We start from the raw sequence: 23,960 nt of genomic DNA, 5'->3' as shown, positions 1-23,960 counted from the left end.
CACCCACCGGATGTCACCCCGTTGCCCGAGCCGGAGCCCAAACACCCGCTTCCGCGCAGGCTCAGCACCGCATGCCGTGTTTCCCCATCCGTCCCGGCGTATGCGTTGCCCCGTTCGGCCTCTGCAGACGTGCAGCGATGCCGAGGGTCACAGAGAGTCATGGCATGTCGGCGACGGATTGGCTGGGCGGTATCGGCGGAGTTCTTGGGATCCTGGGCGGCCCAGCAGGTCTCTATGTCTACTGGCTGGAGCGCCGGGAAAGGTCACAGCGAGAGCTCAAAGAGCAGCTGCTCAAGCTGAGTGATCACGCCCTCAGGCTGCGGCGCCTCGGTAACGAGGCAGCGGACGAGTATCGCGATGCGGCCTGGTGGTCGGCCTCGGGCGGGCTGGAGGCCCGGAACAGCATCAAGGAGCTGCGCCCGTATGTGGCACTGAAATGTCCGCAGCTTGAGGCGCTGCTCATCGATGTCTACTCGAGCTACGACCAGGCTTCGGCTGCCGTCTACGCACCGGAGTCCACCGATACGGAAAAGAGAGTGGTGACGTCCAGACAAGCCCGTCACGCCGGCCAACTGGCCGAATCAGCGAACGACCTCTACGTCAGGATCCACGACCTGACCAGCTGACAGCGGTGGGTGAAGCGGAATTCACTGACGGGGCGTCAGGTCTTGATCACGGTGATAAGCCCCCCGCAGAGGGTGGTGAGGTCCTCGGGATCGGAGGTAAGCACGGTAACGGGTCCGGGAGCTGCCAGGGCGGTGGCGCAGAGCATGGCATCAATGGCGTACTTGTGTCCGTGCAGGGCGGCATCGGCGAGGAGTGCCGCCGCGTGGCGGGCGATGGACTCCGTAACCGGCTCGACGACAATACGGGACAGAGTCCATTCGAGAGCCGGGCGTTTGATCCTTGGGTGGATCACCTCGACGAGGGTGGCCGCGCTGGTGACAACGCGTGCGTCGTCCGCCCGGGCCAGGGCGAGCCACCCGGTGACCTCACGGTCGCGCAGTACGGCCTTGGCCAGCCCCTCGCTATCGAGGACCAGCGTGCCGCCCGGTACGGCGGTGGAGCGTGTCACGCGGCGCTCGTCCCGGAGGGCCGCTGCTGCTCGCGGGCACGCTGAAGCTGCTCACGCCTGGCCTGGATCTCTTCTTCAGTGATGGGTCCATGCTCGGCCTCGGCGACTGCGATGAGCTCGTTGAGATTGTCCCGCTCGATCTGCCGGGCGACGGCCGCAGCGACGTACGCGGACAGCCCGGAGGGACCGCTACGGGCGCGAGCGGCTTCCGCGATGTCACGGGGCATGGTGATCGAGTATTTCTGAGTAGGCTCACTCATGCTGTCTATGCTACCGCTGATACTCCGCTAACGAGACAAGATCGCCAACCGCTGGAGGCCCAGTGCGCGTGTGTGCGCTGACCTGGGTGTTAAGCCGCCACGCCAGGCGCGCGTGATCATCAGGCCATCGCCACGTAGACCGCCCGTCGGGGCGCCGCTGCCGGGCGGTAGCGTCGATGACATGGCCCGGAGCGATGAGGAACGTGACAGCACAACAGGGTTCACGGCTGAGAGCGCAGGAGCGGTGCTGACAGAAGCGTGTCGCTCAGCCAGCCTCGACCCTACCGGCGCCGAACTGCTGCGGCTCGGATCGAACGCGGTATATCGGCTCGCCTCCTCCCCCGTTGTCGTGCGCATCGCCCGTGACCCCGCCGTACGTGACCAGATGGACCGTGCCGTACGGGTGGCGCGCTGGCTCGCCGCTGAGAGCTTCCCCGCCATGCGCGTCCTGCCGGACGTCAAACAGCCCCTACTCGTTGGCGGGCGCGTCGTCACCTTCTGGGAGAACGCGCAGGACCGGGGCGAGTACGCCAGCCTTGATGAACTGGCCGACCTTCTACGGCGCTTGCACTGGCTGGAGGGACCGGAGTCGCTGGGCCTTCCGTACTTCGACCCCGCCGCCAAGACGTGGCGGTCACTTCGCGGCCTCGACGGCGTCTCTGCGGACGATCGCACGTTCCTGGAACAGCGGGCATCCGACCTGCTCAAGGCGTACGACAAGCTCGACTTCGTCCTACCGTTCGGCATAACGCACGGTGATGCGAACGTCGGCAACGCCATCCGGGACCACAGCGGCCGAGCCATCCTCATCGACCTGGACGGCTTCGCGCTGGCCCAGCGCGAGTGGGACCTCGTGCTGACCGCGCTCTACTACGACCGCTTCGGCTGGCACACCCGAACGGAGTACGAGTCCTTCGTCTTCCACTACGGCTTCGACCTCATGAACTGGCCCGGATACCCAGCCTTGGCTGAGCTGCGCGAACTGATGATGACCATCTGGCTCGGCCACAAGGTCACGACTGATCCCCGCTCGGCGGAGGAGTTCTCCCGCCGCCTTCGCGCGCTGCGGACAGATGGCAGTCGGCGCGACTGGCAACCGTTCTGAGAGCAGCTACCGCTCCGCTCGATGTTCGGCCGCGAGCCACATGCGATGCTCCCCCGCCTGCTCTTGGAAGTCGTCCAGCACGGACGACTGCCCTACCGCTACGAGACGCTGGCGGAACTCGGCAAGGTAGCTGACGCAGCGGGCCGACTTGAGCTGAGCACCGAGGTCAAGAGCATCGAGTGCCACCCGGCACCCCTCTTCGAGATCACCAGCTCGGACGTGAGCATCAGCGAGTACGACGGTGGCGAAGAAGTCGCTGCGGACGTGGGTCCCGCTCATGGCGTTCTCCGCGTGCTCGACGGCCCGGCGGGCGTGATCGACGTCCCGGAAGCAGTGTGCGGCCTCAGCGGCGCACTCCGCATCATCGAAGTACGTGATCCACTCCGGCTCGTCGCCACTGTTGCGACCATCCAGCGCTCGCGTAGCTTCCGACAACGCCAGCTCGCACGCCCGGTTGTCACCGGTGCGGGCCAGCGCGCGGGCCTCCATCGCATGGAACTGAGCGTTGAGGGTCGGCGTCGCCACCCCTGAGATCCCCATTCGGGCAGCTCGGGCCAGCGTGGCGGCGTGGTCGAAGCGTCCCAGGAACGTGGCCTGGTGGCTCATGGCCGACAGGATGCTTCCGGCAAGTCGACGGTCCCCGCCGTCCTGAGCCAGACGCAACGCCTGGATGAAGTACCGCTGGGCCAGTCCATGATGCCCGGAGTCGTACGACATCCATGCGGCGAGCAAGGTCGACTCGGCAACCGTGGCAAGGAGTGCTCTGCCTACCGACTCGGTGTACTGGCCAGCGAGCAGCGTGGCCACGTGCCTGCTCAGGTACTGGATGAGTGCGTGCCGCGCATGCTCACCACCGAACCGGTCATCGAGCTGCGCGAACATGTCGCTCGTCGTCTTGACGGTTGCCACGTCGGCCAGCCCTACGCGTGGACCTGCACCCCCCTGGCTTGGCATGGGTGCGGGTTCTGGCGCTACCAGCCATCGAACCGATGCTTCGTCCCAAGCCGGCTCGGACGGTTCCGAATCCATCAAGGACTCGTAGTCACGTAGGTCCGCGCGCCACAACTGCTCAACGGTGGTGACCGCCGCTTCTGGACTTGCTGGATAGCCAGGAGACAGTGGTTGTTGTCCGTCACTCTCCATCGCAAGGCCCAATTCCGCAGGGCTCCTGCCGAGTGCGGTGGCGAGCAGACCGCCATAGAACTCATCCGGCGTGCTGTGCCCGTTCTCCCAACTCGCAATGCGCCGCTTCACGCTGGCATCGGCTGGCAGCGATTCGCCTCGCTGCACGGCCACCCGGCGAAGTTCGCTCACGAGACGTAACTGTCCCCAGCCAAGTTCCTTGCGGGCATCTCGAAGCTGTGAGCCCCTCATCTGTACCGGCTTCGTCGTCCTCACCCCTGCCCCGGCATCGGGCGGTTCTCCGTCTCTGATGACTGTACGGAGTCGGCAACTCGCGCGGAAACCGATCAAACGATTCCGGCAGCCCGTTGTGGGGTGACGCGAGGTGACGGATGCAGCGTGCCGGGGTCGCCTCTCGTCATCTGTCGTCATCTGCCCAGCTCAGGGGCCTACGGCAGATGCTCGATTCACAGCGGCACAACCCGGCCGCTGGGTGGACCGAACGAGGTGGGCTCTGGTGCAGATGATGACCCGACGCGGCATGCAGTGGCTGTCCGCAGCTGCCGACGATCCCGCAGACTGCCGCGCACAGTGGGCCGAGGATCCTCGACGCCCGTACGCCCTGCCTACTGGCCGACTGTTCGACTTGGTCGTACTGGAACAGCGCATCGGCCTGGAGACCTTCGACCAAATCGACCGGCGATGCATGCCACTCGGCCCGGTCTCAGTCGACTGGGGATCGCGACGTGTCGGGTTCTTCCTGCCCTCCAATTCGCTGGGCCGATTCAGAGGGATGGTCAAGTGTGAAACCCAAGAGCCCCCGCAATACCGGTACCTGTCCACGGGATCGGTGGTGGTCGTGCCCGGCCCGATGCCGCTAAGCGGAGACCGCTACACCTGGCTTTGCGCGCCCATGCGCCGACCGGAAGCCAACCCCGCCCGGATCGCCGCTCTGGCAGCCATGTTCGTCGCCGCGTCCTCGCTTGTCGCTCGTGCGGAGCGATACGGCCAGGAGCACGCCCGTCCCGAACACCCTGAGCCGGGGGCGACCCGTGCCCGGTGACACCGATCCGACCCGGGACGCCACGAACTGGTCCCCGGTCGACAGCCACGAGTGGTATGCCGCCCGCAACGCCGTCGCATCCCTGCGAGACGTCCTGATCGAAGCCGGGTGCAAGACCAGTTCCCCTACCTGCGCGCAGACCTCAATGCCTTCGGTCTGGAGCTCATTGACCTGGGCTGTGTGTCTCCGGAGACGGCGGATCGACTTGCCGAACTCCTCCGGCGCGTGAGGAATAACCCAAAAGCCCCCGCCCCGATCAGCGAAAAGCCCTGGACAGGCCGAGTGATCGGGGCGGGTTGCGCACAACGGCGCGGGGACCGACTCCCCGCAGAACAAGGGAAGGAAGAGCACATGACTGAACGACCCGCGTTTGAGTTCGTCGGTGTGTCCGCGTGCCGCCCCCGCTCCGGGGTCAACAACTGCCCAGAGGTAGCCACCAACGTGCCCGGCGTAGTGGCGTTGCGCGACACCAGCGCCCCCGAGACCGTCGTTACCATGACAGCGGAGTCGTGGGCGCTCTTCGCCGACGCCGTGAAGGCCGGGGAGTACGACATCACGGCATGACTTGAGAGGCCGCCAATGCAGAAGTGCCCGCGCTGCCACGCTGAGTGCGAGGCGGACCCAGAAACGGGTTGGGCCTTCTGCCTTCCGTGTGGCGAACCGGTAGCCCCTCCGAAGCCCCCTCCGTGTCCGGGGCCGGAGCCGTGGCGGGGTAAGGCCACACAGTTGCCGTACCGGCCACGGGAACACTGAGCCGGTACGTTCCGCCCCCGTCGTGCGCCGCCCCGTGGCGCATGACGGGGCTCTTTGCTGCCTGCGCAGCTGGTGGGCCGGTCCGGTCTCACAGCAGATGAGCGGCGTTGCTGACGACCGGCAGCACCCGGCGGGCCAGGTCACCCACCGGCCCGTCCGCCCGCTCCAGGGCGAGCGCGGCCTCGGCCGCCCGCGCGGTCTGCGGATCCCGGGCGGCGGTGGCGGTCAGTACCGCGACAAAGTGGTCGACGAGCCAGTCGCGCAGCTCGTCCAGCGGTGGCTGCTTGCCCTCGTCCAGCCAGATCAGCGAGGCGGCCTCCACTGCCGATATCCAGGTGCGGACCATCATCCGCAGCTGCGGTCCCGGCTCCGGCACCTGGAGATGGAGGAGAATCTGCTCAGCGGCGGCCCGCCGGACCTCATCGACTATCGCCGTCGTACGGGATGTCTCAACGACACTGCCACCGTGAAGCAGCGCGGTGAAGCCCGCGTCATGCTCGTCGACGAAGGCGAGATAGCGGTCCAGGGCGCGCGACAGCCGCCGGGTCAGCGGCCCCGACTGGGGCTCGGCGAAGCACTGCTCCAGCTCATCGGCCGCGGTGCGCAGCGCCGCCTCGTACAGCTGCTGCTTGCCGCCGGGGAAGTAGCGGTAAACCAGCGGCCGGGAGACCCCGGCCGCTGTGGCGACATCGTCGAGCGAGATCTCCTCGGGCGCGCGGTGTGCGAAAAGACCGAGTGCGGTGGTGATCAGTTGACCACGCCGCTGTGCCACGCTGAGCCGTCGGTACGCGGGGAGGGTCATGCCTGGAGCGTAACCCGGTGCTCTGCTGCGGGGTGGCGCCCCCCGGGGGCCGCGGCCCTCAAGCGAGCAGCCCGGAGCTCTTCCACAGCTTGCGGCCTATGCCCCGCAGCACACCTATCTCGTCCAGGAAATCGGTGAGCCGCTGCGCGCCGGTCTGCATGACCTCCCGGCGGTGACCGCTCGCCCGCACCTGGGCGACGGCCTCGCGCCTGTCCAGCCCCACATTCGTATACACCTGCGGGTTGACGAAGGCGATGGAGAAGACCCGCGCCGCCTCGCCCGAGCTGATCCGGGTCAGCTCCTGCTCCCAGCGCGGGGCCCGCACCATCTGGCGGCGCAGTTCCTCGCGGGCGTACCGCACATGCCGGGCCTCCTCGACGACATGGATCCGGGTGACACCGCGCACCAGCGGCTGGACCCGCTCGTCCGGGAAGGTCAGTCGCTGCATCCAGTCCAGGATCTCCTCGCCGAGCAGCGTGCAGGCGAAGGAGCCGGGAGTGGTGGAGACGGTCTTGAGCACCCGGGCAAGGTTGTGGTTGAGCTTGCTGACCGGGTAGGCCGGAGCGCCGCCCTTGGTGATGAGCCGGGCGAACATCATCGAGTGACGGCACTCATCGGCGATCTCCGTAAGCGCGTACCGCACATGCGCGCTAACCAGCGACTTGTCGTAGATGTGCCGCACCAGCAGCTGCATCAGAATGATCTCGAACCAGATCCCCAGCGAAGCGAGCGAGGCCGCCTCGTGGCGGGCCAGCTCCATCCGCTGCTCCTCGGACATCCGCTGCCACAGGGGGGTGTCGTAGAGGGAGACCAGCTCCGGCGGCCAGAACCACTTGCCCTCCTCAAAGGGCGCGTCCCAGTCCAGTTCCTTGTCCGGGTCGAAGGAGTGCTTCCGGGAGGAGTCAAGCAGCCGCTCGGCCACCTGCTCACGGTCCTTGAGCAGGCCGAGCGCATCCCGCAGCACGGTTTTCTCGTCGGCGAAATCTGGGGCGGTCGTCATGGCTGAGGCACCTCACAGGTGGGGGTTACCGGCGGTCACATTCTTCACGCCCCTTATAAGACTCTGTGTCAGCAAGCTCGTCAATCCCCTGTGCGCAACTTGTTGACCAGGCGGTAACAGCCGTGTGAGCCTGCCAACTACCCATCCATGTGCGGGACTCCGCAGCGCCAGGAGGCACCCATGCCGACGCATGAGCTGTACGCGAAAGACCCGGGAGACCCCCAGTGGCAGGTGCCCGCCTCCGGTGCGGCCCGCTTCAGCTGGGAATATGACGATGGCCGCGACCGGTTGCTCGCCCTCTACCAGAAGGGCAAGGACAAGCAGTGGGACGGCACCAAACGCATCGACTGGGACCTGGAGGTCGACCCTTACGACCCACTGGGCGTCCCGGATGAGGCGCTGGTGCTGTATGACACCCCGTACTGGTCCAAACTCACCGAAAGGGACAAGTCCGAACTCCGCCGTCACTACGCCTCCTGGCAGTTCAGCCAGTTCCTCCACGGCGAGCAGGGGGCGATGGTCTGCGCAGCCCGTATTGTCGAATCAGTTCCGGATCTGGACGCCAAGTTCTACTCCGCGACCCAGACCATGGACGAGGCCCGGCACGCGGAGATCTACAGCCGCTTCCTCCATGAGAAGGTCGGGATGGTCTACCCGATCAATGACAACCTCCAGTCCCTGCTCGGCGACACCCTCCGCGACTCACGCTGGGATATGCCGTATCTGGGCATGCAGGTTCTGATCGAAGGCTTGGCCCTGGCCGCCTTCGGCATGCTCCGCGATACGACCGACAAGCCCCTGCCCAAACAGATCCTCGCCTATGTCATGCAGGACGAGGCACGCCATGTCGCGTTCGGCCGCATGGCTCTGCGCGACTACTACAAGCAGCTGTCCGAGGCGGAACTCCGCGAACGCGAGGAATTCGTCATTGAGGGGTGCTATCTGATGCGCGACCGGCTGAAGGGAACCGAAGTGCTGGAGCACTTCGGTATATCGGCCAAGGAAGCCGATGCCTTCAGCGAGCAGTCAGAGTATCTGAAACTCTTCCGCCAGCTTCTCTTCAGCCGCATCGTCCCCTGCGTAAAGGACATCGGCCTCTGGGGCGAACGCCTGCAGCGCGCCTACGTCGACATGGGCGTCTTTGAACTGGGCGACGCCAATCTGGACCTGCTGATGGCCGAGGACGAGGAAATCGCCGAGAAGCTCGACGCGGAGCGCTTCGCGGCGGAAGAAGCAGAACGCACAGCGGAGGTCGCCGAGGCCATCGCCCAGGGCGCGGCAGCCGACTGAGGCCCGTCGGCGGCCCCTCCTCAACCGGCAGCGGCATCTCCGCCTACGTAGCCCTCCCACCCCGCCTGCTAGCCCCCGGTCCCGGCGGGCGCACCTGACCAGAAAACCCTGTTCACGGCCACCTCCGGGAAGCTGGTAAGGTTTCTCATGTCGTCGCCGGGAGCGACGGAACGCCCCCGTAGCTCAGCGGATAGAGCATCGGCCTCCGGAGCCGTGTGCGCAGGTTCGAGTCCTGCCGGGGGCACTCACTGTGAAGTACTCAAACGTCCTGTGACCAGCGGAAACGTTGGATGCGGTTCGTGTATGTGCAGCCGTATGCCACCCGGAGCGGTGGTATCTCGGGGCACGTGGACTGTTCGTGGACAGGATCTTAAGGACGTCTGCCCAGGTCAGCCCTGGAAAAGCCGAAGGGGGCGATCTTGTCCCGTCCATCGAGACACCTCGCGTAGCCGAGCGCCACCGCCGCCCGGGATCCGCAGACCGCGCGGGCGGACGGGCCGGTGGGTGACCTGGCCCGCCGGGTGCTGCCGGTCGTCGGCAACGCCGCTCATCTGCTGTGAGACTGGCCCGGTGAGAAGCGAAGAGACGCCGTTCGTCGGCGGGCCGATGGACGGGCGGGTTCTGCCCGTGCTGCTGGGCCCGACCGGACGGCCACCGAAGAGATACGAGATCCCCGTACCGGACCCGGACGGGGGGAGTCCGGTCGTCTACGTCTACCGGCTGGAGCCCGCCGGTGTGAGCAAGCGGCTCGGACTGCCGCGTGGCTGGAAATATGTGTACGACCCGGAGGGGAAGCCGCGTGGCGGCCCCAAGTGGCCGTGGAGCACATCTTCTTGAACCTTCTGGAACCTTCAGGAATCTTCCCCACCTTGGTCTGGTCCTGTATGGGGAGAAGTTCAGTAGTTATGACGCGCGCTGCCCGCTGACGGACCGTGTGGGCCTAGTCTGCCCACCGTGACAGATGGGATGACCGGACTCAGCCCTGCCGACCCTCGGCAGCTCGGTCCCTTCCGGCTGCTGGGCATGCTGGGCGGCGGCGGTACGGGTACGGTCTACCTCGGCCGGGGCACCGTGCGACGTGGTGGCCGGAAGCGCACCGTGGCGGTGCGGGCGCTGCGCCCCGAGCTCATTCGCGACCGGCAGCTGCGGGCCCGGCTACGGCACGACCTGCGGAGAGTGCAGCCGAGTCCGTATCTCGCCAGCCCGCTCTGCTGTGAGCTGGACAGCGAGCGGCCCTGGATCGCCAGCGAGTTCGTCCCGGGACGGTCCCTGGGGCACCTGGTATCCCGTTACGGTCCGCTCTCGGAGCATGCCGTGCGGACACTCGGCGGCGCCGTCGCCCAGGCGCTGGCCGCCCTGCATACGGCCGGTGTCGCGCACCGTGATCTACGGCCTGGCAGCACGCTGCTCACCGGCGGCCCGCCCCGTGTCGTCGACTGCGGGCTGGGGCTGGCCCGGATGCCCGCCAGCGGTGAGGAACCGGCCGACGACATCTTCGAGCTGGGCGCCCTGCTGGTCTTCGCCGCCAGCGCCCATCAGCCGTTCACCACCAGCCTGCTGCCCGCCGCCCGTGAGGACCCGGATCTCACCGGGGTCCCGGAGGGACTGCGGCCGACGCTGCTGGCCTGTCTGCACAAGACGCCCGAGTCCCGGCCGGCGCCGGGAGCGCTCGCTCGCTTCCTCGATCTGGAGGAGAGCGCCGGGCGCCCGGCGGCGGAGTGGCTGCCGGAGGCCTGGCTGTATGAGATCGGCACCTTTGAACGAGCCGCGCGGGCGCTGAGCGGGAGGCGGCGCTTCGGCTTCGGATCCGGCTTCAGATCCGGGTTCGGCTTCGGATCCGGATGAGCCAAGAGGGTGACTTTCCTGCACGATTCCGAGCACGTCCGCACGCATAATACGACCATCTCTCAGATGTCCTGTCACGATCACCTGCTAGAGGCGGAGGTGACTGGATGTCAGCGATGCGGATTCAAGGCCGGAGTCAAGGCCGAGGTCAAGGCCGGGGCCGGGTGGCGCGGTCCATGTGTGTGGCTACGGTGGCGGCGTTCGCCCTGTCCTGGGCCCCGGTCGCGGTCCCGGCCGTGGCCGCGCCCCTGCCCGCCGACAGACCGGACAGACCGGTGAGCGAGCTCCTCGCCGAGCTGCGAAGCCGGTACCAGGAGGCCGGGGCGGCAACCGAGGCGTACAACGCCGCCCATGAGAAGCTGAAGAGCCAGCGTACCGAGGTGACCAAGCTGACCAGGCAGCTCTCCGACGCCCGCGCCCGCCTGGACGCGGAGCGCGCGGACGCGGCGCGGCTCGCCGGGCAGCAGTACCGGGGCAGCACAGCCGGGCTCACCCCCTATCTGCGGCTGCTGCTCAGCCGTGATCCGCACAAGGCGCTCAGCCACGGCCATCTGCTCCGCCGGATCGCCCATGACCGGGCGGTGACGGTACGGAAGCTCACCGGCGGCGAGCGGCGGCTGGACCGGACGATCAGCCGGGCACGCCGGGCCCTGGACCGGCAGCACAGGCTCGCCGAGGAGCAGCGGGACAAGCGCGACACCGTTCGGGAACGACTGGACGAGGTGACGAAGCTGCTCGCCTCGCTGAGTGAGGACCAGCTGGCGCGGCTGCGTCAGCTGGAGCAGCGGCAGGCCGACAGCTCACAGCGGAAGTTCCTCGCCACCGGGCTGCTGAGCCTGCGCGACGTACGGGCGCCGTCGGCGCGCGGTGAGCGGGCGGTGAAGTACGCGCTGGAGCAGCTCGGCAAGCCGTATATGTGGGGTGCGCAGGGGCCGGACTCCTTCGACTGCTCCGGGCTGACCTCTCAGGCGTGGGCGAGCGCGGACCAGGTGATTCCTCGGACCAGTCAGGAGCAGTGGCGGCAGCTGCCCCGGGTGCCGCTGGGAAAGCTGCGGCCCGGGGACCTGGTCGTGTACTTCAAGGACGCCACTCATGTGGCGATGTACATCGGCGACGGGAAGGTGGTGCAGGCGCCACGGCCCGGGGCGAAGGTGAAGGTGTCGCCCGTCGCCGCGAATCCGGTCCTCGGCGCGGTACGGCCGGACGGCGGGGCGCAGCCGCTGCGCGACTACACCCCGCCGGAGATCCCCGCGGACGCGGCGGACGGCGACGACACGGGATACGGCTCGGCCGACGCGCCCCGGGAGGGCTGAACGGTCAGGCCGAGACCGAGGCCAGATACGCGTCCGCCTTGGCCGGGTCGTAGAACCAGTCCTCAAAGTCGGCCGGGTCGTTGAAGCCGTTCGCGAAGCGGTCAGCGACCGGCTGGAGCTGTCCCGCCGCGCCGATCAGGTTCAGGACGTGCTCCGGCGGCGGCCCCAGCATCGCGTTGGTCCACTTGGTGACATGCTGGGCGGTCTCCCAGTAGCGGTCGAATGCCGACTGCATCCACTCCTCGGTGAACGGCTTGTCGCCGTGTTCGAGAATCGAACTCAGGTAGGAAGCCGCGCACTTGGCGGCGGAGTTGGAGCCCTGGCCGGTAATGGGGTCATTGGCGACGACCACATCGGCGACCCCCAGCACCGCGCCGCCGCCGGGCAGCCGGCCGATGGGTTTACGGACCGTCGGGGCGTAGCGCCCGGCCAGCGTGGCCTGTGCGTCCGTCAGCTCGACATTGGTCGCCCGCGCGTACTCCCAGGGCGTGAACTTCTCCATCAGCTCAAGCGTCTTGGTCAGATGCTCGGCCGGGTCCTTGACGCCCTGGAAGGCATCGAGCGGCCCGCCCGGTACGCCCTCCCAGAAGAGGATGTCGCACCGCCCCGAGGTGGTCAGGCACGGCATGACGAACAGCTCACCGACGCCCGGCACCAGGTTACAGCGGACCCCTTCGGTCTCCGGGTGCTCGGGGCGCGGGCCCAGACCGTGTACATAGGAGACGGCCAGCGCACGCTGCGGAGCGTCGTACGGAGAGCGCGAGGCGTCCCGGCCGAACATCGACACCAGCTCGCCCTTGCCCGCCGAGACCAGCACCAGGTCATAGGTACGGGCGAAGAAGTCCAGGTCAGAGACGGCCGCACCGTGTATGACCAGCTGTCCGCCCCGCTGTGCGAAGGTCTCCATCCAGCCCGCCATCTTCACCCGCTGGTCAACGGACTGGGCATAGCCGTCCAGGTCCCCCAGCCAGTCAATGGCACGGGACGAGTCCGGCGCGGCGACCGAGACGCCCAGGCCCTCGATACGCGGGGCCTGGCTCTCCCAGAAGTTGATCTGAAGGTCGCGCTCATGCTGGAGCGCCTGGTCGAACATGCACTGGGTGGACATGACCCGGCCGCCGCGAATCTCATCCGCCGTGCGGTTGGACATCACGGTGACCTCATAGCCCTGGGCCTGCAGGCCGAGCGCGAGCTGAAGCCCGGACTGACCGGCTCCAACGATGAGTATTTTCCGCAAGACGGATCTCCTCTGCGTAATCAGACAGGTCAGACGGCTCAGAAAAGCTCAGACGGGCTCAGGTCGGTTTATGCGGGGGTGAGCTCCACCGCGTGGCCGACCAGGGCCATGAGCGAGTCGATGACCGTGACGCGGTTGCGCGCATCCATAATCACCACCGGCACCCGGTCCGGGACCGAAAGCGCTTCCCGTACATCGTCGACCTCGTAATAGGCCGTCCCCTCAAAGTGGTTGACGGCGACCACATACGGCAGGCCACAGCTCTCGAAATAGTCGAGCGCCGGAAAACAGTCCTCCAGCCTCCGGGTGTCGGCCATGACGATCGCCCCGATCGCGCCACGCACCAGGTCGTCCCACATAAACCAGAAGCGCTGCTGGCCGGGGGTGCCGAAGAGATACAGCACCAGATCGGCGTCGAGTGTGATCCGGCCGAAGTCCATGGCGACCGTGGTCGTGTTCTTCTCCGGGGTGGCGGCGAGGTCGTCCGTTTCCTCGCTGGCCTGGGTCATCAGCGCTTCGGTGGTGAGCGGTTCTATCTCGGAGACCGCGCTGACAAACGTTGTCTTGCCGACGCCGAAGCCGCCCGCCACCACGATTTTGGTGGCGATAGGGGCGCGGCCCCGGTCCTTCTGCCACTCCTGAAGGGTTTCGGTGTCAGAGCCTGCGAAGTCCACCCAGCACCCTCTCCAACAGTGCGCGGTCGGGACGTCCGGTCGTCTCCCGGCCGGTGCCATAAACACGGATACGGCCCTGGTCAGCCAGATCGCTGAGCAGGACCCGCACCACACCGAGCGGCATCCGCAGCAGTGCGGCTATCTCCGCGACCGAGCGCATCCGGCGGCACAGCTCGACGATCGCCCGCATCTCCGGCATCACGCGGTCGCGCAGCCCGGTCCCGTCAAAAGGGGGCAGCTCGCGCCGCTCCTCAGGGGCCTCGATGGCCGCGACGAAGGTTTCCACGAGCAGCACATGGCCGAAGCGGGTACGGCCACCGGTGAGCGAGTACGGGCGCACCCGCGCGGGTTTGCGTTCCTCGGGCAGGCGTATGGGCAGCGGAGAGTGCGGGGTCACTGGTCCAGCTCCATCGACTTGCGCAGTTCAGTGCGGAGTTCGGGGGTGAGGACATGGCCGGCCCGGCCGACGAAGAGCGCCATATGGTAGGCGACGACGCTCATATCGCAGTCGGGGGTGGCGTGGACGCCCAGCAGTGAGCCGTCGCTGATCGACATGACGAAGAGGCTGCCCTCGTCCATCGCGACCATGGTCTGCTTGACGTCTCCGGCGTCCATCAGCTTCGCGGCGCCGATGGTGAGCGAGCCGAGGCCGGAGACGATGGTGGCGAGGTCGGCGCTGGACCCCTTGGGTCCGCTGCTGGTCTCCTTGCGCTCCCGGCCGGCCTGTGCGGGGTCGGAGGTGAGCAGGAGCAGCCCGTCCGAGGAGACCACGGCGACGGAACGTACGCCTGGCACCTCATCGACCAGATTCGCCAGCAGCCAGCGCAGATTTCTCGCTTCGCTGCTGTGCGAGTGCGCGGTGGTGGACGCGTTCACCTGCTCTCCTTACCGGGAAGCCCCGACACGGGCATCTGGGAGGACGTGTGCGGTAGTTCGGCGTTGACGTACGTGCTCATGGGGCACCCCCGGCCGTATGGGTCGCGCGGTCCTCCAGCGGTTCCTGCGCGCTCTGGGGGGTGGCGGTTTCGGCCGCCGCGTCCCGATGCCCGTCCCGGGCACCCTGCTGGAAGCCGCCGAGCCGCCTGCGCAGCTCCTCGGCGTTGACGCCTTGTCCCCGCTCTCGTGGCTCCGGGATGGGTTCGGTGATTTTCGGGGTGCGCTTGGGCAGCCCCTTGTCGGTGATCCGCCGCTCAGCGACCGCTGGCTCGCGCTGCGGCTCATGCTCTGGCTCGTGCTGTGGCTCGTGCTCTGGTTCCGGCTCCGGCGCGGCGGGGGTGACGTCCTCCCCGGCCCGGCCGTGCTCATCGGGCGCGATGAGCACGGGCTCCGGCACGGCCCTGCGCGACGTGCGCCACGGCAGCGTATTGGAGTTGGCCTCCGCCACCGAGCCCGGCAGTGCGGGCGCCGCATCGGCCAGCGCCGTGCCGCCCGTCATGGGACCGGGCGCCGGGCGGTCGGGCAGCAGGGCACGCGGCAGCACCACCACGGCCGCGACGCCGCCCTGCTTCTGCTCACGCAGCTGTACCCGCATACCGTGCCGGGCGGCCAGCCGGGCCACTACGTACAGGCCCATGCCCAGCGCGTCCGAACCGTCCGAGGAGGGCGGCCCCTGGGCGTCGGGCTCGCCCAGCCGGGCGTTGAGCTCGGCCAGCCGCTCGGTGGTCATGCCGATGCCCTCGTCCTGTACGGAGAGCATGACCTCGCCGTTCTCCAGCAGCCACCCGGAGAGCTGGACCTCGGCGTCCGGCGGCGAGAAGGCTGTGGCGTTGTCCAGCAGTTCGGCGACCAGATGGCTGACATCGTCGGCGGCGAAGCCGGAGACCTGAGCGTGTGGCGGCAGTGACGCCAGCTCCACCCGGTCATAGCGCTCTATCTCGCTGATCGCGGCCCGTAGTACGTCCAGCAGCGGCACCGGGCCGGGGTGGTGGCTGGTGGAGTGCTCGGCTCCGGCGAGCAGCAGCAGGTTCTCCCCGTGCCGCCGCATCCGGGTGGCCATATGGTCGAGCTTGAAGAGAGTGGCGAGCTGATCGGGCTCGGCCTCCTTCTCCTCCAGCGACTCAATGAGAGCCAGCTGCCGCTCGACCAGGCCAAGATTGCGCAGCGCGAGCTGGACGAAGGTGCCATGCACCGCGCTGTGCAGCGATTCGAGCTTGTCACGCAGCGCGCTCTGTTCCTGCCGCAGCCGTTCGCGCTCGGCGGCGAGCCGGTCCTTGGTCCCCACCAGGTACGTGTTGTCGGCCTCGGCCTCGCTGGCGCGCTGCTGCAGCCGGGCCGCGAGCTCCCGTAGCTCATTGACCGACCGGACGACATCGGCGAACTCGTCCTCGCGCCCGATGTACTTGACCGGTTCCTCGCCCGCCGGGTCGGCGGCCACCCGCTGCGCCCCGAGCCGTACGGCGGCCAGCGGCCGGGCCATGGAGCGGGCGATGTGCACGCTGATGCCCACGGCGAGCAGCAGACAGGCGCCAAGCAGCGCCAGACGCAGCTGAAGCGCCGTCACATCCTCGTCGCGCAGCTGCTCAAGGCGCGTCAGCTCGGCACCGGCCAGCGAGGACTGGACACCGCGCATCCGGTCGATCCGGGCCGAGAGCGTGGTGTCCACGCGCTCCCGGCTGACGCCGCGGGCGGGCACGCCGAGACGGGGCTGGGCGGTCAGCCGGTTGAGATAGGCCTCGGCGATGGCGACATCGGTGCCGTTGACCGTCTTGGCCAAGGAGTCGCGGGCAGGGCTCTGTGCGGTCTGCTCAAAGTCAGCCAGAGCCGCCTGCTCACGGGTGTACGCCTGCTGGGCGGCGGCGGTGAGCTTGGGCTGGCTGCCGCCCGCCGCGAGGGCGGCCAGCAGCAGACCGCGGCTGGCCGAGGCCTGCTCAACGGCGCGGCCCAGGTCCGGCAGGGCGGCGGCGGTGCCGCTGGCGGCGCGGCGGGGCAGGGCGCGGGCGTTGGCCTCGGGGATGGCGCCGAGCGCCTGGATGGTCTTGGTGTACGCCTTGTACGCCTGGCTGGACCCGCCGTCTCCGGCGATGGCCTCCTGGCGCATCGCGGGCAGCCGGTCCAGTAGTTCGCGCACCCTGCCGGGGACATTCTCGCGGAGCTCGGCGGCCTTGCGGTCGACGCGGCTGCGCTGGGGCTCGCTCACACCGACGCCCTCGCGTGTGGTGCGGCCCGCGGCGATATAGCGGACGACATCATCGCGCTCATCGGCGAGCGCGTGAGCCAGGGAGATGGCGCGCTGGCCGACCTCGGCCCGGTCGACCAGGTCCTGGGATTCGGACAGGTCCCGGGAGGCGTTGGCGACGCCCGGGGCACCGGCGGCAAGCACGGCGACGGCGCACAGAACGACCGAGGCGAGGAGCCGGTTACGTACCCGCGCACGGGGCACACGGGTGCCGGACGTGGCGCCCTGCTCGTCCTGGCCGGTGCCCCGAAGTCGCTTCTTCCCCACCCGCGCTCGCAATCTCATCCCGCCGGTCCGGCGTGCCCGGACGGCGACAGTCCAACTGTGTGCGGCAAGAGTTCGACTCCGCCCCATTTACGGCAACCGACCCTTCCAGTGCCTAAACGGGGTGGACGGCCTTCCTCTGCCGGGCCACTCGAAGGAGTGAACATCACTACGGATCGGTGTACAACTCCGGTTGTGGGGAGGGCCAGGCGGCGCCATTGCCCAGGGTTGGAAACCCTCACCGGTGCGTGGCAAGATGCCCGCCCGCAGTTTCGCGGAGGCGTCAATTCCGGTAGATCTCCGGCGAAGCAGAGTCATCGCCGGGCACTGGTCCGGTCCAACCCCGGTGACCGAGTGCTGCCTCCGGCACCGGGTGACGCGGCTCAGGCAGACTTCTCGTATGCGCGTCGAGCTGGCCACCGAGCCCGGTGATCCCCATATGCCCAACGAGGACTACGCCGGGGCGGCGCTGCCCGCGTCAGGACTGGGCGGCACGCTGGTGGTGCTGGACGGGGTGACTCCGCCAGCGGGGCACGACGGCTGTGTGCACGGAGTGCCCTGGTACGTCGCCCGGCTGGGCGGTGCGCTGCTCGAACTGTCCGGTTCGCGGCGGGATATGACGCTCTCCCAGTGCTTGTCGGAGGCGATCGCGCGTACCTCCGCGAGCCATGCCTCAACCTGTGACCTTTTTCACGTCCGCACTCCCCAGGCAACCGTGGTCATGGCGCGCTGGAACGAGGCCGTCGCCGAGCATCTGGTGCTCTCCGACTCGGCGCTGCTCATCGAGTCCCCGGACGGTGCGGTGACACCGGTTCTCGACCCCCGGCTGGATGAGCTGCGGCCCACCCTACGGGGACTGCCGCTGGCCGAGCGGGCGGCCCGGATCGAGGCGCTGCGCAATGTGGCGGACGGCTTCCATACGGCAGCAGCCGACCCGGCCGTCGCCGAGCGGGCGGTGACCGGCACCACGCCACGTACCCAGGTGCGTACGCTGGCCGCGCTCACGGATGGCGCGGCCCGCTGGACCGAGGTCTTCCGGCTGGGTGACTGGGCGGCGCTGTGCGCGCTGCTGCGCAAGGAGGGGCCGGATGCGCTGATCGCCCGGGTACGGGCGGCGGAGGCCGCCGATCCGGCCGGCGCCGGCTTCCCCCGCGGCAAGCCCCACGACGACGCCACGGCACTGCTGGTGGAGCTGTAGCGGCACCTGCTGCGGGGTGGGTTACTCCTCGGTGCCGCTGAGGGCGTTGAGCTGATGCAGCAGCCGCGCCAGTTCGGCGATCTCGGCCCGGTCCCAGGTCGCCAGCTTACGGACGTACTGCTCCCGGCGGGCGCGCCGGACCCGGCTGAACCGGTTCCGGCCCTCCTCGGTGAGCTGCACCAGCGACGCCCGGCCATCGATGGGGTCGGGGCTGCGGGCGATCAGCCCCAGAGCCTCCAGCGCCCGCAGCTGGCGGCTCATCGTGGCCTTGCCTACACCGAAGTACCCGGCAAGATCCGTGGCACGCTGTGTCCCGGCGTCCTCAAGCCGGAGCAGCAGACCATAGGCGGCGGGCTCGAGATCCGGATGGACCTCACGGGCCAGCTCCCCGGAGGAGGCCCGGGCACGGCGGAGAAATACCGCCAACTCCCTTTCGAGATCCAGGAATTCAGGGCCGTCATCTTCGGTCCCAGCCTTATGCACGTCAGCGCCCTTTCCCGCTTTCCATGCCAGGAAACTCTCTGCCATCCGCGGCCATTGCCGCAGTTCTCCCAGTATTTCTCAGGCATAGACCAACGGCAGCATTCCAACCCTGTTCCGCCTCGTGGATCTACGCGCATATCCATCGTGGCACGCCCACACCGTGAACCGGTGCCGCTCTCCTTGGCGATAGAGAGGGCGTGAGACTGTTCCGGCCCATGGGGGCACCATCCGAGAGCGACAGCGACGCGGCGCTGCTGCGCGCCGTCGCCAGGGGCGACGACCAAGCACTCGGCACGCTGTACGACCGGCACGCCGGATGGCTGCACGCCCGGCTCTCCCGCCGCTGCGGCGACCCCGAGACCGTGCGTGAGGTGCTGCAGGACACCTTCGTCACGGTATGGCGCTCCGCGGCGCGGCACCGCGGCAGCGGGGAGGCGGGCGGCTGGCTGTGGACGATCGCCGCCCGGCGGCTGGTCGACGCCCGGCGCGCCGCCACGCGTACGCCCGAGACCGCCCCGGCGGAGACGCCCATTCCGGTCGCCGTGACGCCGTCCGCCGAGGACCAGGTTCTCGGTGGGCTCCGCTATGGCGAGCTGGGCAGCGCCCTCGACCGGCTCTCCCCCGAACTGCGCTCCGTGCTGCGCGCCACGGTGATCGACGGCCTCACCACCCGGGAGGCCGCCCAGCTCCTCGGCATCCCCGAGGGCACCGTCAAAACCCGCGCCATGCGCGCCCGCCGCGAGCTGCGGACCGCGCTCGGCACGCCCGCCCACCCGCTGGGAGGCACAGCATGAACCGGCACCGTATGAACCGGCACCGTATGAACTGGCACCTCAGCACCGCGCAGGCCATCGGCTACGCCGATGGCTCACTGCCGGAGACCGACTGCTGGTCGGTCGAGAAGCATCTGGAGTCCTGTACCGAGTGCGCGGGGCACGTCTCCGCCGCCGTCGCGGCGGGACCGGCGGCCCCGGTACTCGCAGAGGTACGGTCCGCCGTACTGGACGGCGCCGGGGCCAGGGGGCGACCGGCTGCGGTCGGGCGGTTCGCCCGTACAGCCCGTACCGCCCGTACCGCCTGGGCCGCCGGGCCCGCACTGCGCCGGGGGTGGCTGCTGGCGATGGTGTCCGCCGCGGCGCTGGCCGTCGGGCTCGCGCGGCTGGCCGGGATTGACGGCGCCCGCCCGCTGTTGCTGGCGATCGCCCCGGTGCTACCGGTGCTGGGCGTCGCCCTGTCGTACGGACGGCACACCGACCCGCTGCACGAGCTGGCCGCCTCGACGCCGGGCGGCGGACTGCGGCTGCTGCTGTTGCGTACCGGGGCCGTACTCGGCTTCACCGTGCCGCTGCTGTCGCTCACCGCGCTGCTGCTGCCATCCGTGGCGGGCGGGCCCGCCTTCGCGGCCTGGCTGCTGCCGGGGCTCGCTCTCACCCTCGCGGCGCTCGCGCTTGGCTCGTATACCGGCTGCTGGACCGGCTCGGCCGTGGTCGGCGCGGGGTGGCTGCTGGTGGTCGGCACCAAGTTCTTCGCCCCGGCCGGTCCCGGCCACCCCGCCCGGTCCCCGGCGGGCCAACTGGCCGACGTCCTCAGCGGGCTGCTGGGCGGGCCCGCGGCGCAGGGCGGCTGGGCCGCGGCCGCCGCCGTCTGCACGGTGCTGCTCGCCGTGCGCCGTACCTCCTTCGACTATGTGGAGCGCGTATGACCAGCGTGACCGTGAGCGGACTGACCGTCCGCCACCGCAAAACGACCGCACTCGACGCGGTCGACCTCACCCTGAGCACCGGGGTGCACGGGCTGCTCGGGCCGAACGGCGCGGGCAAGACCTCCCTCGTCCGGGTGCTGGCCACGGTCTGCGCACCCGCCGATGGCACGGTCGAGCTGCTCGGCGAGAACATCGCCGGGCACCGGGGCCGCACGGCTGTACGGCGGCGGCTCGGCTATCTGCCGCAGGAGTTCGGCTACTACCCGGGGTTCACCGTGCGGGAGTTCACCGCCTATATGGCGTGGCTGAAGGAGATACCGGGCTCCACCGCGGCCGCCGCTGTGGAACGGGCGGTGGCCAGGGTCGGCCTTTCGGACCGTCTCGACACCAAGATCCGTACCCTCTCCGGCGGCATGGTGCGCCGTGTCGGGATCGCCCAGGCGATCGTCAACGACCCCGCGCTGCTGCTGCTCGACGAGCCGACCGCCGGGCTCGACCCCGAACAGCGGGTCGAGTTCCGCGCGCTGCTGCGGGAGCTGGGCGAGGAGTCCACCGTGGTCGTCTCCACCCATCTGGTCGAGGACGTGACGGCGGCGTGCCACGAGGTGACGCTGCTGGACAGCGGCCGGGTCGCCTACCGGGGCACAACGGCGGAGCTCACCGCGCTCGGCGAGCGTACGGCCGGCTCAGCGGCGGGCTCGGGCGGCAGCCCGATCGAGCGTGGCTACACCGCCGCGCTGCGTGAACACCGGACCACGGCCCGGTCGGTGGTCCAGTGAACGCCCCGGTGACGGGCCCCGAGAACGTCCCGGGGAATGTCCCGGCGAACGTCCCGGCGAAAGGGGCCCCTGCCGCACAGGGGACGGCAGGGGCCCACCCGCCCCGTACACCCCATCCACTCCGCACCGAGCTGCGGCGGGGCCTCGGGCCGCTGAGCGGCCTGCTGATCGCCGCGGTCCTGTGCGCGGGCATGCTCGACAAGGCGGGCAGCTGGCAGGGCCAGTGGGGTGAGACCAGCATCATGCTCCGGCTGGCGGCCATGCTGCTCGCCGGTCCCGTCGCGGTCGCCGCGGGATGCTGGCAGGGCGGCCGGGAGCGGCGCCGGGGCACCGGCGATCTGCTGGCCGCCCTGCCCGGTTCCCGGCTGCGCCGGACGCTGGCCGCGGCGGCGCCCACCATGGTGTGGCCGGTCGTCGGATATCTGCTGGCTGCGGTGGTGACCGCGCTGATGACCTGGCCGTACGCGAGCGCGGGCGGCCCGTTCCTCTCACTGCTCGCGGCGGACGCGGTGGCGCTGGCCGCGCTGGGGCTGCTGGGGTTTGTCGCAGGGCGGCTGATGCCCTGGCGGGCGGCCGCTCCGCTGCTCGCGCTGTGCACCTATCTGGCGCTGTTCCGGCTCGCGTACGACGCGTCGGACCTCGCCGTGCTCAGCCCGGTCCAAGACCACTACTACCGCTGGGACCAGCCGGTGTGGTGGTTCGGTCCGGCCGCGATGGCCTGGACGGGCGGGCTGGCCGCCGCCGCGCTGCTGGCATACGCCGCCCGCCGCCGGGCCACCGCGCTGGTGCCGCTGGCCATCGCGGCGGCCGGGGCGGTGCTGCTGGTGCAGACCGGGGACGGGCTGTGGCGCCCGGATCCGGCCGCGGCGGCCCCGGTCTGCGATGACGGCACCCCGCGGATATGTGTGAGCCGGGTGCACGGAAAGAAGCTGCCGGGCATCGCTGCCGGGATGGCGGATCTGCGGGCCAAGCTGCGGAACGTCCCCGGTGCTCCGGTCCGCTTCGTCAGCGGACCGCATGCGCTCGGCCCCGGAGAGGTGCGGCTTCCCGAGTTCACGGAGCACTACTTCGAGCGCAACCGGCTGATCAACGAAGAGAACTTCGCCCTCAACGCCGCTGCGGCCGCTGTCTTCCCACCCGGATGTGAAGCCGCCCCGGACGCGGACCAGTACGCCCGCACCCCGGTCGCCGACGCCGTAGTGCACTGGCTGGCCCCGGACCCGGTCTGGGACAAGCACTTCGGCCACCTCAATCCGGAGGCCGAGCGCGCCAAACCGGAGTATGTGCGGGTCAGAAAGCGGCTGTCAGCCATGTCCAAGGGCGAACGCGACGCCTGGCTCGGCGAATTCCTCAACGCCACCCGCGCCTGCGACACCAGGAAGGTGAGCGCGCCATGATGCTCTACGCCCACTCCCGTGCCCTCCCCGCCACCCTCGCCGCCCTGGCGGTCGGCGCGCTGCTGGCCGCCTGGTGCGCTGAGTGGCTCGCCGGCTCGTCCTTCCTCGGCCCCGGTGCCCCGCTGCCGGTGACCGCACTCGCCCCGCTGGCCGTATCGGCGGCGATCGGGGTGAGCCTGCACCAGCACAGCCCGGAGCTGGACCGTACGGCGGTACGGCCCTGGGTGGCCCTGCGGTCGGCGCAGCTGCTCGCCCTGACAGCGCTGGCCGCTGCCCTGCTCGCGCTGGCCGCACGGGAGCGCCCGGATGAGCTCGGGGCGGCGGTGATGGTGCGCAACGTAGTCGGCGCGACCGGGGTGACCGCCGGGGCGGCGGTGGTGCTCGGTGCCCGGCTCAGCTGGCTGCCGATGCTCGCATGGGCGGGCGCGGCCCTCCTCACCGTGGGCCGGTGGCCGGTCGGCGGGTCCGCCGTATGGGCGTGGCTGGCGCAGCCGGGCCCGCAGACGGCGGCGTGGTGGACGGCGGGTGCGGCTTTCGTGCTCGGCTGGGTGCTCTACGCGCTGCGCGGTGCCGCTGAGCCGCGCCGCTGGTAGCGGCGGAGCAGCGGCCACAGGGCGATACCGGTCAGCAGGGCGATGAGGTGGCCCCAGTTGGTCAGGGGATCGGTCAGCGAGACCAGATCGGAGATGACCATCGTGCCGACCGCGGCGAGCAGCAGCCAGCGCAGCCAGACCGCCCGGAGCACCCCGGCGAGTCCACCGGTGCAGGCCAGTACGCCGTAGCTGATGCCGTAGTCGAAGCGGGTCAGCGAGGACTCCGGAAGATGGCCGAGTGCTACGGCGGCTGCCACGGTGAGCTGGGTGGCGAGGGTGGCCAGCAGATGGCCGACGGCGAAGACTGCGGCCGTCCGCCAGCCGCCGATACGGCGCTCCAGGGCGGTCAGCACAAGAATGAAGCCGACCGCGAAGGGGGAGAGCAGCGGGCCCGCGTAGAAGAGCGCGCTGGCGACCAGTACGAAGAGCGGCTCCTGAGCCAGGTTCTCCACATGCGCACTGGAACCGGCGAGCCACCGGCTGACCGCTGCCGGGTCGGCGACACGGGTGAGGACCGTGGTGGCGACCAGGATGAGGCCGTAGACAAAGGTGAAGGGGGTCCCGGTCGGGGTGGGCAGCAGCCGTATCAGATGGGTGTGCGGGGCGACCGGCGCCGGGCCGGGCCGTTCGTCGCCGCCGTCGCGGCCGAACCGGAGTGACGCTGACTGCCGTGGCATGGCAGGGCGCACCAGCGTAGGCGTGTCCGCGCGCGCCGTCCGTGCCCAGGTACGCATTGCCCGGCTCCTTCCGCTCCCGGGCGGCAGCCACTCAGCCATCCGGATCATCCGGTCTCCGCCAATGTCCGTGTTCCATGGCGCGCCTGTCAACTG

26 protein-coding genes, 1 tRNA gene and 1 pseudogene are annotated in these 23,960 nt (G+C 69.5%); 16 read left to right on the top strand and 12 right to left on the bottom strand.

Features of this window, described 5'->3' with window-relative positions; translation table 11 throughout:
* The first annotated feature begins 164 nt into the window (after nt 1-164).
* Nucleotides 165-626 (top strand): hypothetical protein, encoded by a 462-nt coding sequence (locus test1122_RS19135; RefSeq protein WP_232270391.1) that lies wholly within the window; start codon nt 165-167, stop codon nt 624-626.
* Between the two features lie 35 nt (nt 627-661).
* Here test1122_RS19135 and test1122_RS19130 read toward each other — a convergent pair whose 3' ends face one another.
* Together test1122_RS19130 and test1122_RS19125 are read right to left on the bottom strand one after the other, a co-directional pair.
* On the bottom strand, nt 662-1,075 hold the full coding sequence (locus tag test1122_RS19130; protein ID WP_232270390.1) for a type II toxin-antitoxin system VapC family toxin: 414 nt from the start codon (nt 1,073-1,075) through the stop codon (nt 662-664).
* Nucleotides 1,072-1,335, bottom strand: coding sequence for a CopG family transcriptional regulator (locus test1122_RS19125; RefSeq protein WP_232270389.1), 264 nt, complete (start codon nt 1,333-1,335; stop codon nt 1,072-1,074). The genes test1122_RS19130 and test1122_RS19125 overlap by 4 nt, the downstream gene beginning before the upstream one ends.
* Before the next feature lie 181 nt (nt 1,336-1,516).
* Here test1122_RS19125 and test1122_RS19120 point away from each other — a divergent pair, with 181 nt between their 5' ends.
* A complete protein-coding gene (locus tag test1122_RS19120) occupies nt 1,517-2,440 on the top strand; it encodes an aminoglycoside phosphotransferase family protein (RefSeq protein ID WP_232270388.1) in 924 nt (307 codons plus the stop codon).
* Nucleotides 2,441-2,446: 6 nt separating this feature from the next.
* Here the strand turns inward: test1122_RS19120 and test1122_RS19115 are convergent, their stop codons facing one another.
* Nucleotides 2,447-3,694, bottom strand: coding sequence for an NsdA family TPR-like regulatory protein (locus tag test1122_RS19115; protein WP_232271982.1), 1,248 nt, complete (start codon nt 3,692-3,694; stop codon nt 2,447-2,449).
* Nucleotides 3,695-4,085: 391 nt separating this feature from the next.
* On the opposite strand from test1122_RS19115, the gene test1122_RS19110 reads away from it, so the two are divergent.
* Nucleotides 4,086-4,625, top strand: coding sequence for a bifunctional DNA primase/polymerase (locus test1122_RS19110; protein WP_338423579.1), 540 nt, complete (start codon nt 4,086-4,088; stop codon nt 4,623-4,625).
* Between the two features lie 351 nt (nt 4,626-4,976).
* A complete protein-coding gene (locus test1122_RS19100; RefSeq protein WP_232271981.1) occupies nt 4,977-5,189 on the top strand; it encodes a DUF397 domain-containing protein in 213 nt (70 codons plus the stop codon).
* Between the two features lie 277 nt (nt 5,190-5,466).
* Here test1122_RS19100 and test1122_RS19095 read toward each other — a convergent pair whose 3' ends face one another.
* Together test1122_RS19095 and test1122_RS19090 are read right to left on the bottom strand one after the other, a co-directional pair.
* Nucleotides 5,467-6,180, bottom strand: a complete 714-nt coding sequence (locus test1122_RS19095) for a TetR/AcrR family transcriptional regulator (protein ID WP_232270386.1) — start codon at nt 6,178-6,180, stop codon at nt 5,467-5,469.
* 58 nt (nt 6,181-6,238) lie between these two features.
* The gene (locus test1122_RS19090; RefSeq protein WP_232270385.1) at nt 6,239-7,180 is read right to left on the bottom strand and encodes an AurF N-oxygenase family protein; all 942 of its coding nucleotides are present in this window, start codon (nt 7,178-7,180) and stop codon (nt 6,239-6,241) included.
* Nucleotides 7,181-7,360: 180 nt separating this feature from the next.
* Here test1122_RS19090 and test1122_RS19085 point away from each other — a divergent pair, with 180 nt between their 5' ends.
* The 6 genes and pseudogenes from test1122_RS19085 to test1122_RS19060 all read left to right on the top strand — a co-directional run bounded on the left by test1122_RS19085 (nt 7,361) and on the right by test1122_RS19060 (nt 11,628).
* Entirely contained in the window at nt 7,361-8,470 is a 1,110-nt protein-coding gene (locus tag test1122_RS19085) for a ferritin-like domain-containing protein (protein WP_232270384.1), read from the top strand.
* 172 nt (nt 8,471-8,642) lie between these two features.
* Nucleotides 8,643-8,714 (top strand) — tRNA-Arg (locus test1122_RS19080).
* Between the two features lie 208 nt (nt 8,715-8,922).
* Nucleotides 8,923-9,030, top strand: a pseudogene (locus test1122_RS19075) (TetR/AcrR family transcriptional regulator); the annotation flags it as partial.
* 10 nt (nt 9,031-9,040) lie between these two features.
* Entirely contained in the window at nt 9,041-9,307 is a 267-nt protein-coding gene (locus test1122_RS19070) for a hypothetical protein (protein ID WP_232270383.1), read from the top strand.
* A gap of 117 nt (nt 9,308-9,424) precedes the next feature.
* A complete protein-coding gene (locus tag test1122_RS19065) occupies nt 9,425-10,315 on the top strand; it encodes a protein kinase domain-containing protein (RefSeq protein WP_232270382.1) in 891 nt (296 codons plus the stop codon).
* Between the two features lie 176 nt (nt 10,316-10,491).
* The gene (locus tag test1122_RS19060) at nt 10,492-11,628 is read left to right on the top strand and encodes a C40 family peptidase (RefSeq protein ID WP_232270381.1); all 1,137 of its coding nucleotides are present in this window, start codon (nt 10,492-10,494) and stop codon (nt 11,626-11,628) included.
* Between the two features lie 4 nt (nt 11,629-11,632).
* Here test1122_RS19060 and test1122_RS19055 read toward each other — a convergent pair whose 3' ends face one another.
* From test1122_RS19055 to test1122_RS19035, 5 genes are all read right to left on the bottom strand, one after another.
* Nucleotides 11,633-12,865 (bottom strand): styrene monooxygenase/indole monooxygenase family protein, encoded by a 1,233-nt coding sequence (locus test1122_RS19055; protein ID WP_232270380.1) that lies wholly within the window; start codon nt 12,863-12,865, stop codon nt 11,633-11,635.
* Between the two features lie 68 nt (nt 12,866-12,933).
* Nucleotides 12,934-13,539 (bottom strand): GTP-binding protein, encoded by a 606-nt coding sequence (locus tag test1122_RS19050; RefSeq protein WP_232270379.1) that lies wholly within the window; start codon nt 13,537-13,539, stop codon nt 12,934-12,936.
* A complete protein-coding gene (locus tag test1122_RS19045; protein ID WP_232270378.1) occupies nt 13,520-13,936 on the bottom strand; it encodes a DUF742 domain-containing protein in 417 nt (138 codons plus the stop codon). The genes test1122_RS19050 and test1122_RS19045 overlap by 20 nt, the downstream gene beginning before the upstream one ends.
* A complete protein-coding gene (locus tag test1122_RS19040; RefSeq protein ID WP_232270377.1) occupies nt 13,933-14,415 on the bottom strand; it encodes a roadblock/LC7 domain-containing protein in 483 nt (160 codons plus the stop codon). The genes test1122_RS19045 and test1122_RS19040 overlap by 4 nt, the downstream gene beginning before the upstream one ends.
* A gap of 76 nt (nt 14,416-14,491) precedes the next feature.
* Entirely contained in the window at nt 14,492-16,999 is a 2,508-nt protein-coding gene (locus test1122_RS19035) for a sensor histidine kinase (RefSeq protein WP_232270376.1), read from the bottom strand.
* A 379-nt stretch (nt 17,000-17,378) separates the two neighbouring features.
* Here test1122_RS19035 and test1122_RS19030 point away from each other — a divergent pair, with 379 nt between their 5' ends.
* Nucleotides 17,379-18,176, top strand: a complete 798-nt coding sequence (locus test1122_RS19030) for a protein phosphatase 2C domain-containing protein (protein ID WP_232270375.1) — start codon at nt 17,379-17,381, stop codon at nt 18,174-18,176.
* A gap of 21 nt (nt 18,177-18,197) precedes the next feature.
* Here the strand turns inward: test1122_RS19030 and test1122_RS19025 are convergent, their stop codons facing one another.
* Nucleotides 18,198-18,704 (bottom strand): MarR family winged helix-turn-helix transcriptional regulator, encoded by a 507-nt coding sequence (locus test1122_RS19025; RefSeq protein ID WP_232270374.1) that lies wholly within the window; start codon nt 18,702-18,704, stop codon nt 18,198-18,200.
* Nucleotides 18,705-18,874: 170 nt separating this feature from the next.
* Here test1122_RS19025 and test1122_RS19020 point away from each other — a divergent pair, with 170 nt between their 5' ends.
* The 5 genes from test1122_RS19020 to test1122_RS19000 are packed head-to-tail and all read left to right on the top strand — an operon-like array spanning nt 18,875 to nt 23,130.
* Nucleotides 18,875-19,453 (top strand): RNA polymerase sigma factor, encoded by a 579-nt coding sequence (locus test1122_RS19020; protein ID WP_232270373.1) that lies wholly within the window; start codon nt 18,875-18,877, stop codon nt 19,451-19,453.
* A complete protein-coding gene (locus test1122_RS19015; protein ID WP_422397012.1) occupies nt 19,450-20,361 on the top strand; it encodes a zf-HC2 domain-containing protein in 912 nt (303 codons plus the stop codon). Before test1122_RS19020 ends, test1122_RS19015 begins: the two co-directional genes overlap by 4 nt.
* A complete protein-coding gene (locus test1122_RS19010; RefSeq protein WP_232270372.1) occupies nt 20,358-21,140 on the top strand; it encodes an ABC transporter ATP-binding protein in 783 nt (260 codons plus the stop codon). The genes test1122_RS19015 and test1122_RS19010 overlap by 4 nt, the downstream gene beginning before the upstream one ends.
* A complete protein-coding gene (locus test1122_RS19005) occupies nt 21,137-22,537 on the top strand; it encodes a hypothetical protein (RefSeq protein ID WP_232270371.1) in 1,401 nt (466 codons plus the stop codon). Before test1122_RS19010 ends, test1122_RS19005 begins: the two co-directional genes overlap by 4 nt.
* Nucleotides 22,534-23,130 (top strand): hypothetical protein, encoded by a 597-nt coding sequence (locus tag test1122_RS19000; RefSeq protein ID WP_232270370.1) that lies wholly within the window; start codon nt 22,534-22,536, stop codon nt 23,128-23,130. The genes test1122_RS19005 and test1122_RS19000 overlap by 4 nt, the downstream gene beginning before the upstream one ends.
* On the opposite strand, the gene test1122_RS18995 is transcribed toward test1122_RS19000, so the two are convergent.
* Entirely contained in the window at nt 23,091-23,864 is a 774-nt protein-coding gene (locus test1122_RS18995; protein WP_232270369.1) for a rhomboid-like protein, read from the bottom strand. The two genes, test1122_RS19000 and test1122_RS18995, sit on opposite strands and share 40 nt — an antisense overlap.
* Nucleotides 23,865-23,960: the final 96 nt, after the last annotated feature.

Source organism: Streptomyces gobiensis (assembly GCF_021216675.1).
In the GTDB taxonomy this organism is placed as follows: Bacteria; Actinomycetota; Actinomycetes; order Streptomycetales; family Streptomycetaceae; genus Streptomyces; species Streptomyces gobiensis.
This window is presented reverse-complemented; position numbering and strand designations above follow the sequence as displayed.

What these genes read in the sequence shown, in the direction of transcription:
- test1122_RS19110 (WP_338423579.1), top strand. Translation starts at nt 4,086, where the DNA reads ATGATGACCCGACGCGGCATGCAGTGGCTGTCCGCAGCTGCCGACGAT.
- test1122_RS18995 (WP_232270369.1), bottom strand. Translation starts at nt 23,864, where the DNA reads ATGCGTACCTGGGCACGGACGGCGCGCGCGGACACGCCTACGCTGGTG.
- test1122_RS19035 (WP_232270376.1), bottom strand. Translation starts at nt 16,999, where the DNA reads ATGAGATTGCGAGCGCGGGTGGGGAAGAAGCGACTTCGGGGCACCGGC.
- test1122_RS19025 (WP_232270374.1), bottom strand. Translation starts at nt 18,704, where the DNA reads ATGGCAGAGAGTTTCCTGGCATGGAAAGCGGGAAAGGGCGCTGACGTG.
- test1122_RS19000 (WP_232270370.1), top strand. Translation starts at nt 22,534, where the DNA reads ATGATGCTCTACGCCCACTCCCGTGCCCTCCCCGCCACCCTCGCCGCC.
- test1122_RS19060 (WP_232270381.1), top strand. Translation starts at nt 10,492, where the DNA reads ATGTGTGTGGCTACGGTGGCGGCGTTCGCCCTGTCCTGGGCCCCGGTC.
- test1122_RS19125 (WP_232270389.1), bottom strand. Translation starts at nt 1,335, where the DNA reads ATGAGTGAGCCTACTCAGAAATACTCGATCACCATGCCCCGTGACATC.
- test1122_RS19020 (WP_232270373.1), top strand. Translation starts at nt 18,875, where the DNA reads ATGGGGGCACCATCCGAGAGCGACAGCGACGCGGCGCTGCTGCGCGCC.
- test1122_RS19135 (WP_232270391.1), top strand. Translation starts at nt 165, where the DNA reads ATGTCGGCGACGGATTGGCTGGGCGGTATCGGCGGAGTTCTTGGGATC.
- test1122_RS19095 (WP_232270386.1), bottom strand. Translation starts at nt 6,180, where the DNA reads ATGACCCTCCCCGCGTACCGACGGCTCAGCGTGGCACAGCGGCGTGGT.
- test1122_RS19015 (WP_422397012.1), top strand. Translation starts at nt 19,450, where the DNA reads ATGAACCGGCACCGTATGAACCGGCACCGTATGAACTGGCACCTCAGC.
- test1122_RS19010 (WP_232270372.1), top strand. Translation starts at nt 20,358, where the DNA reads ATGACCAGCGTGACCGTGAGCGGACTGACCGTCCGCCACCGCAAAACG.
- test1122_RS19120 (WP_232270388.1), top strand. Translation starts at nt 1,517, where the DNA reads ATGGCCCGGAGCGATGAGGAACGTGACAGCACAACAGGGTTCACGGCT.
- test1122_RS19030 (WP_232270375.1), top strand. Translation starts at nt 17,379, where the DNA reads ATGCGCGTCGAGCTGGCCACCGAGCCCGGTGATCCCCATATGCCCAAC.
- test1122_RS19085 (WP_232270384.1), top strand. Translation starts at nt 7,361, where the DNA reads ATGCCGACGCATGAGCTGTACGCGAAAGACCCGGGAGACCCCCAGTGG.
- test1122_RS19100 (WP_232271981.1), top strand. Translation starts at nt 4,977, where the DNA reads ATGACTGAACGACCCGCGTTTGAGTTCGTCGGTGTGTCCGCGTGCCGC.
- test1122_RS19090 (WP_232270385.1), bottom strand. Translation starts at nt 7,180, where the DNA reads ATGACGACCGCCCCAGATTTCGCCGACGAGAAAACCGTGCTGCGGGAT.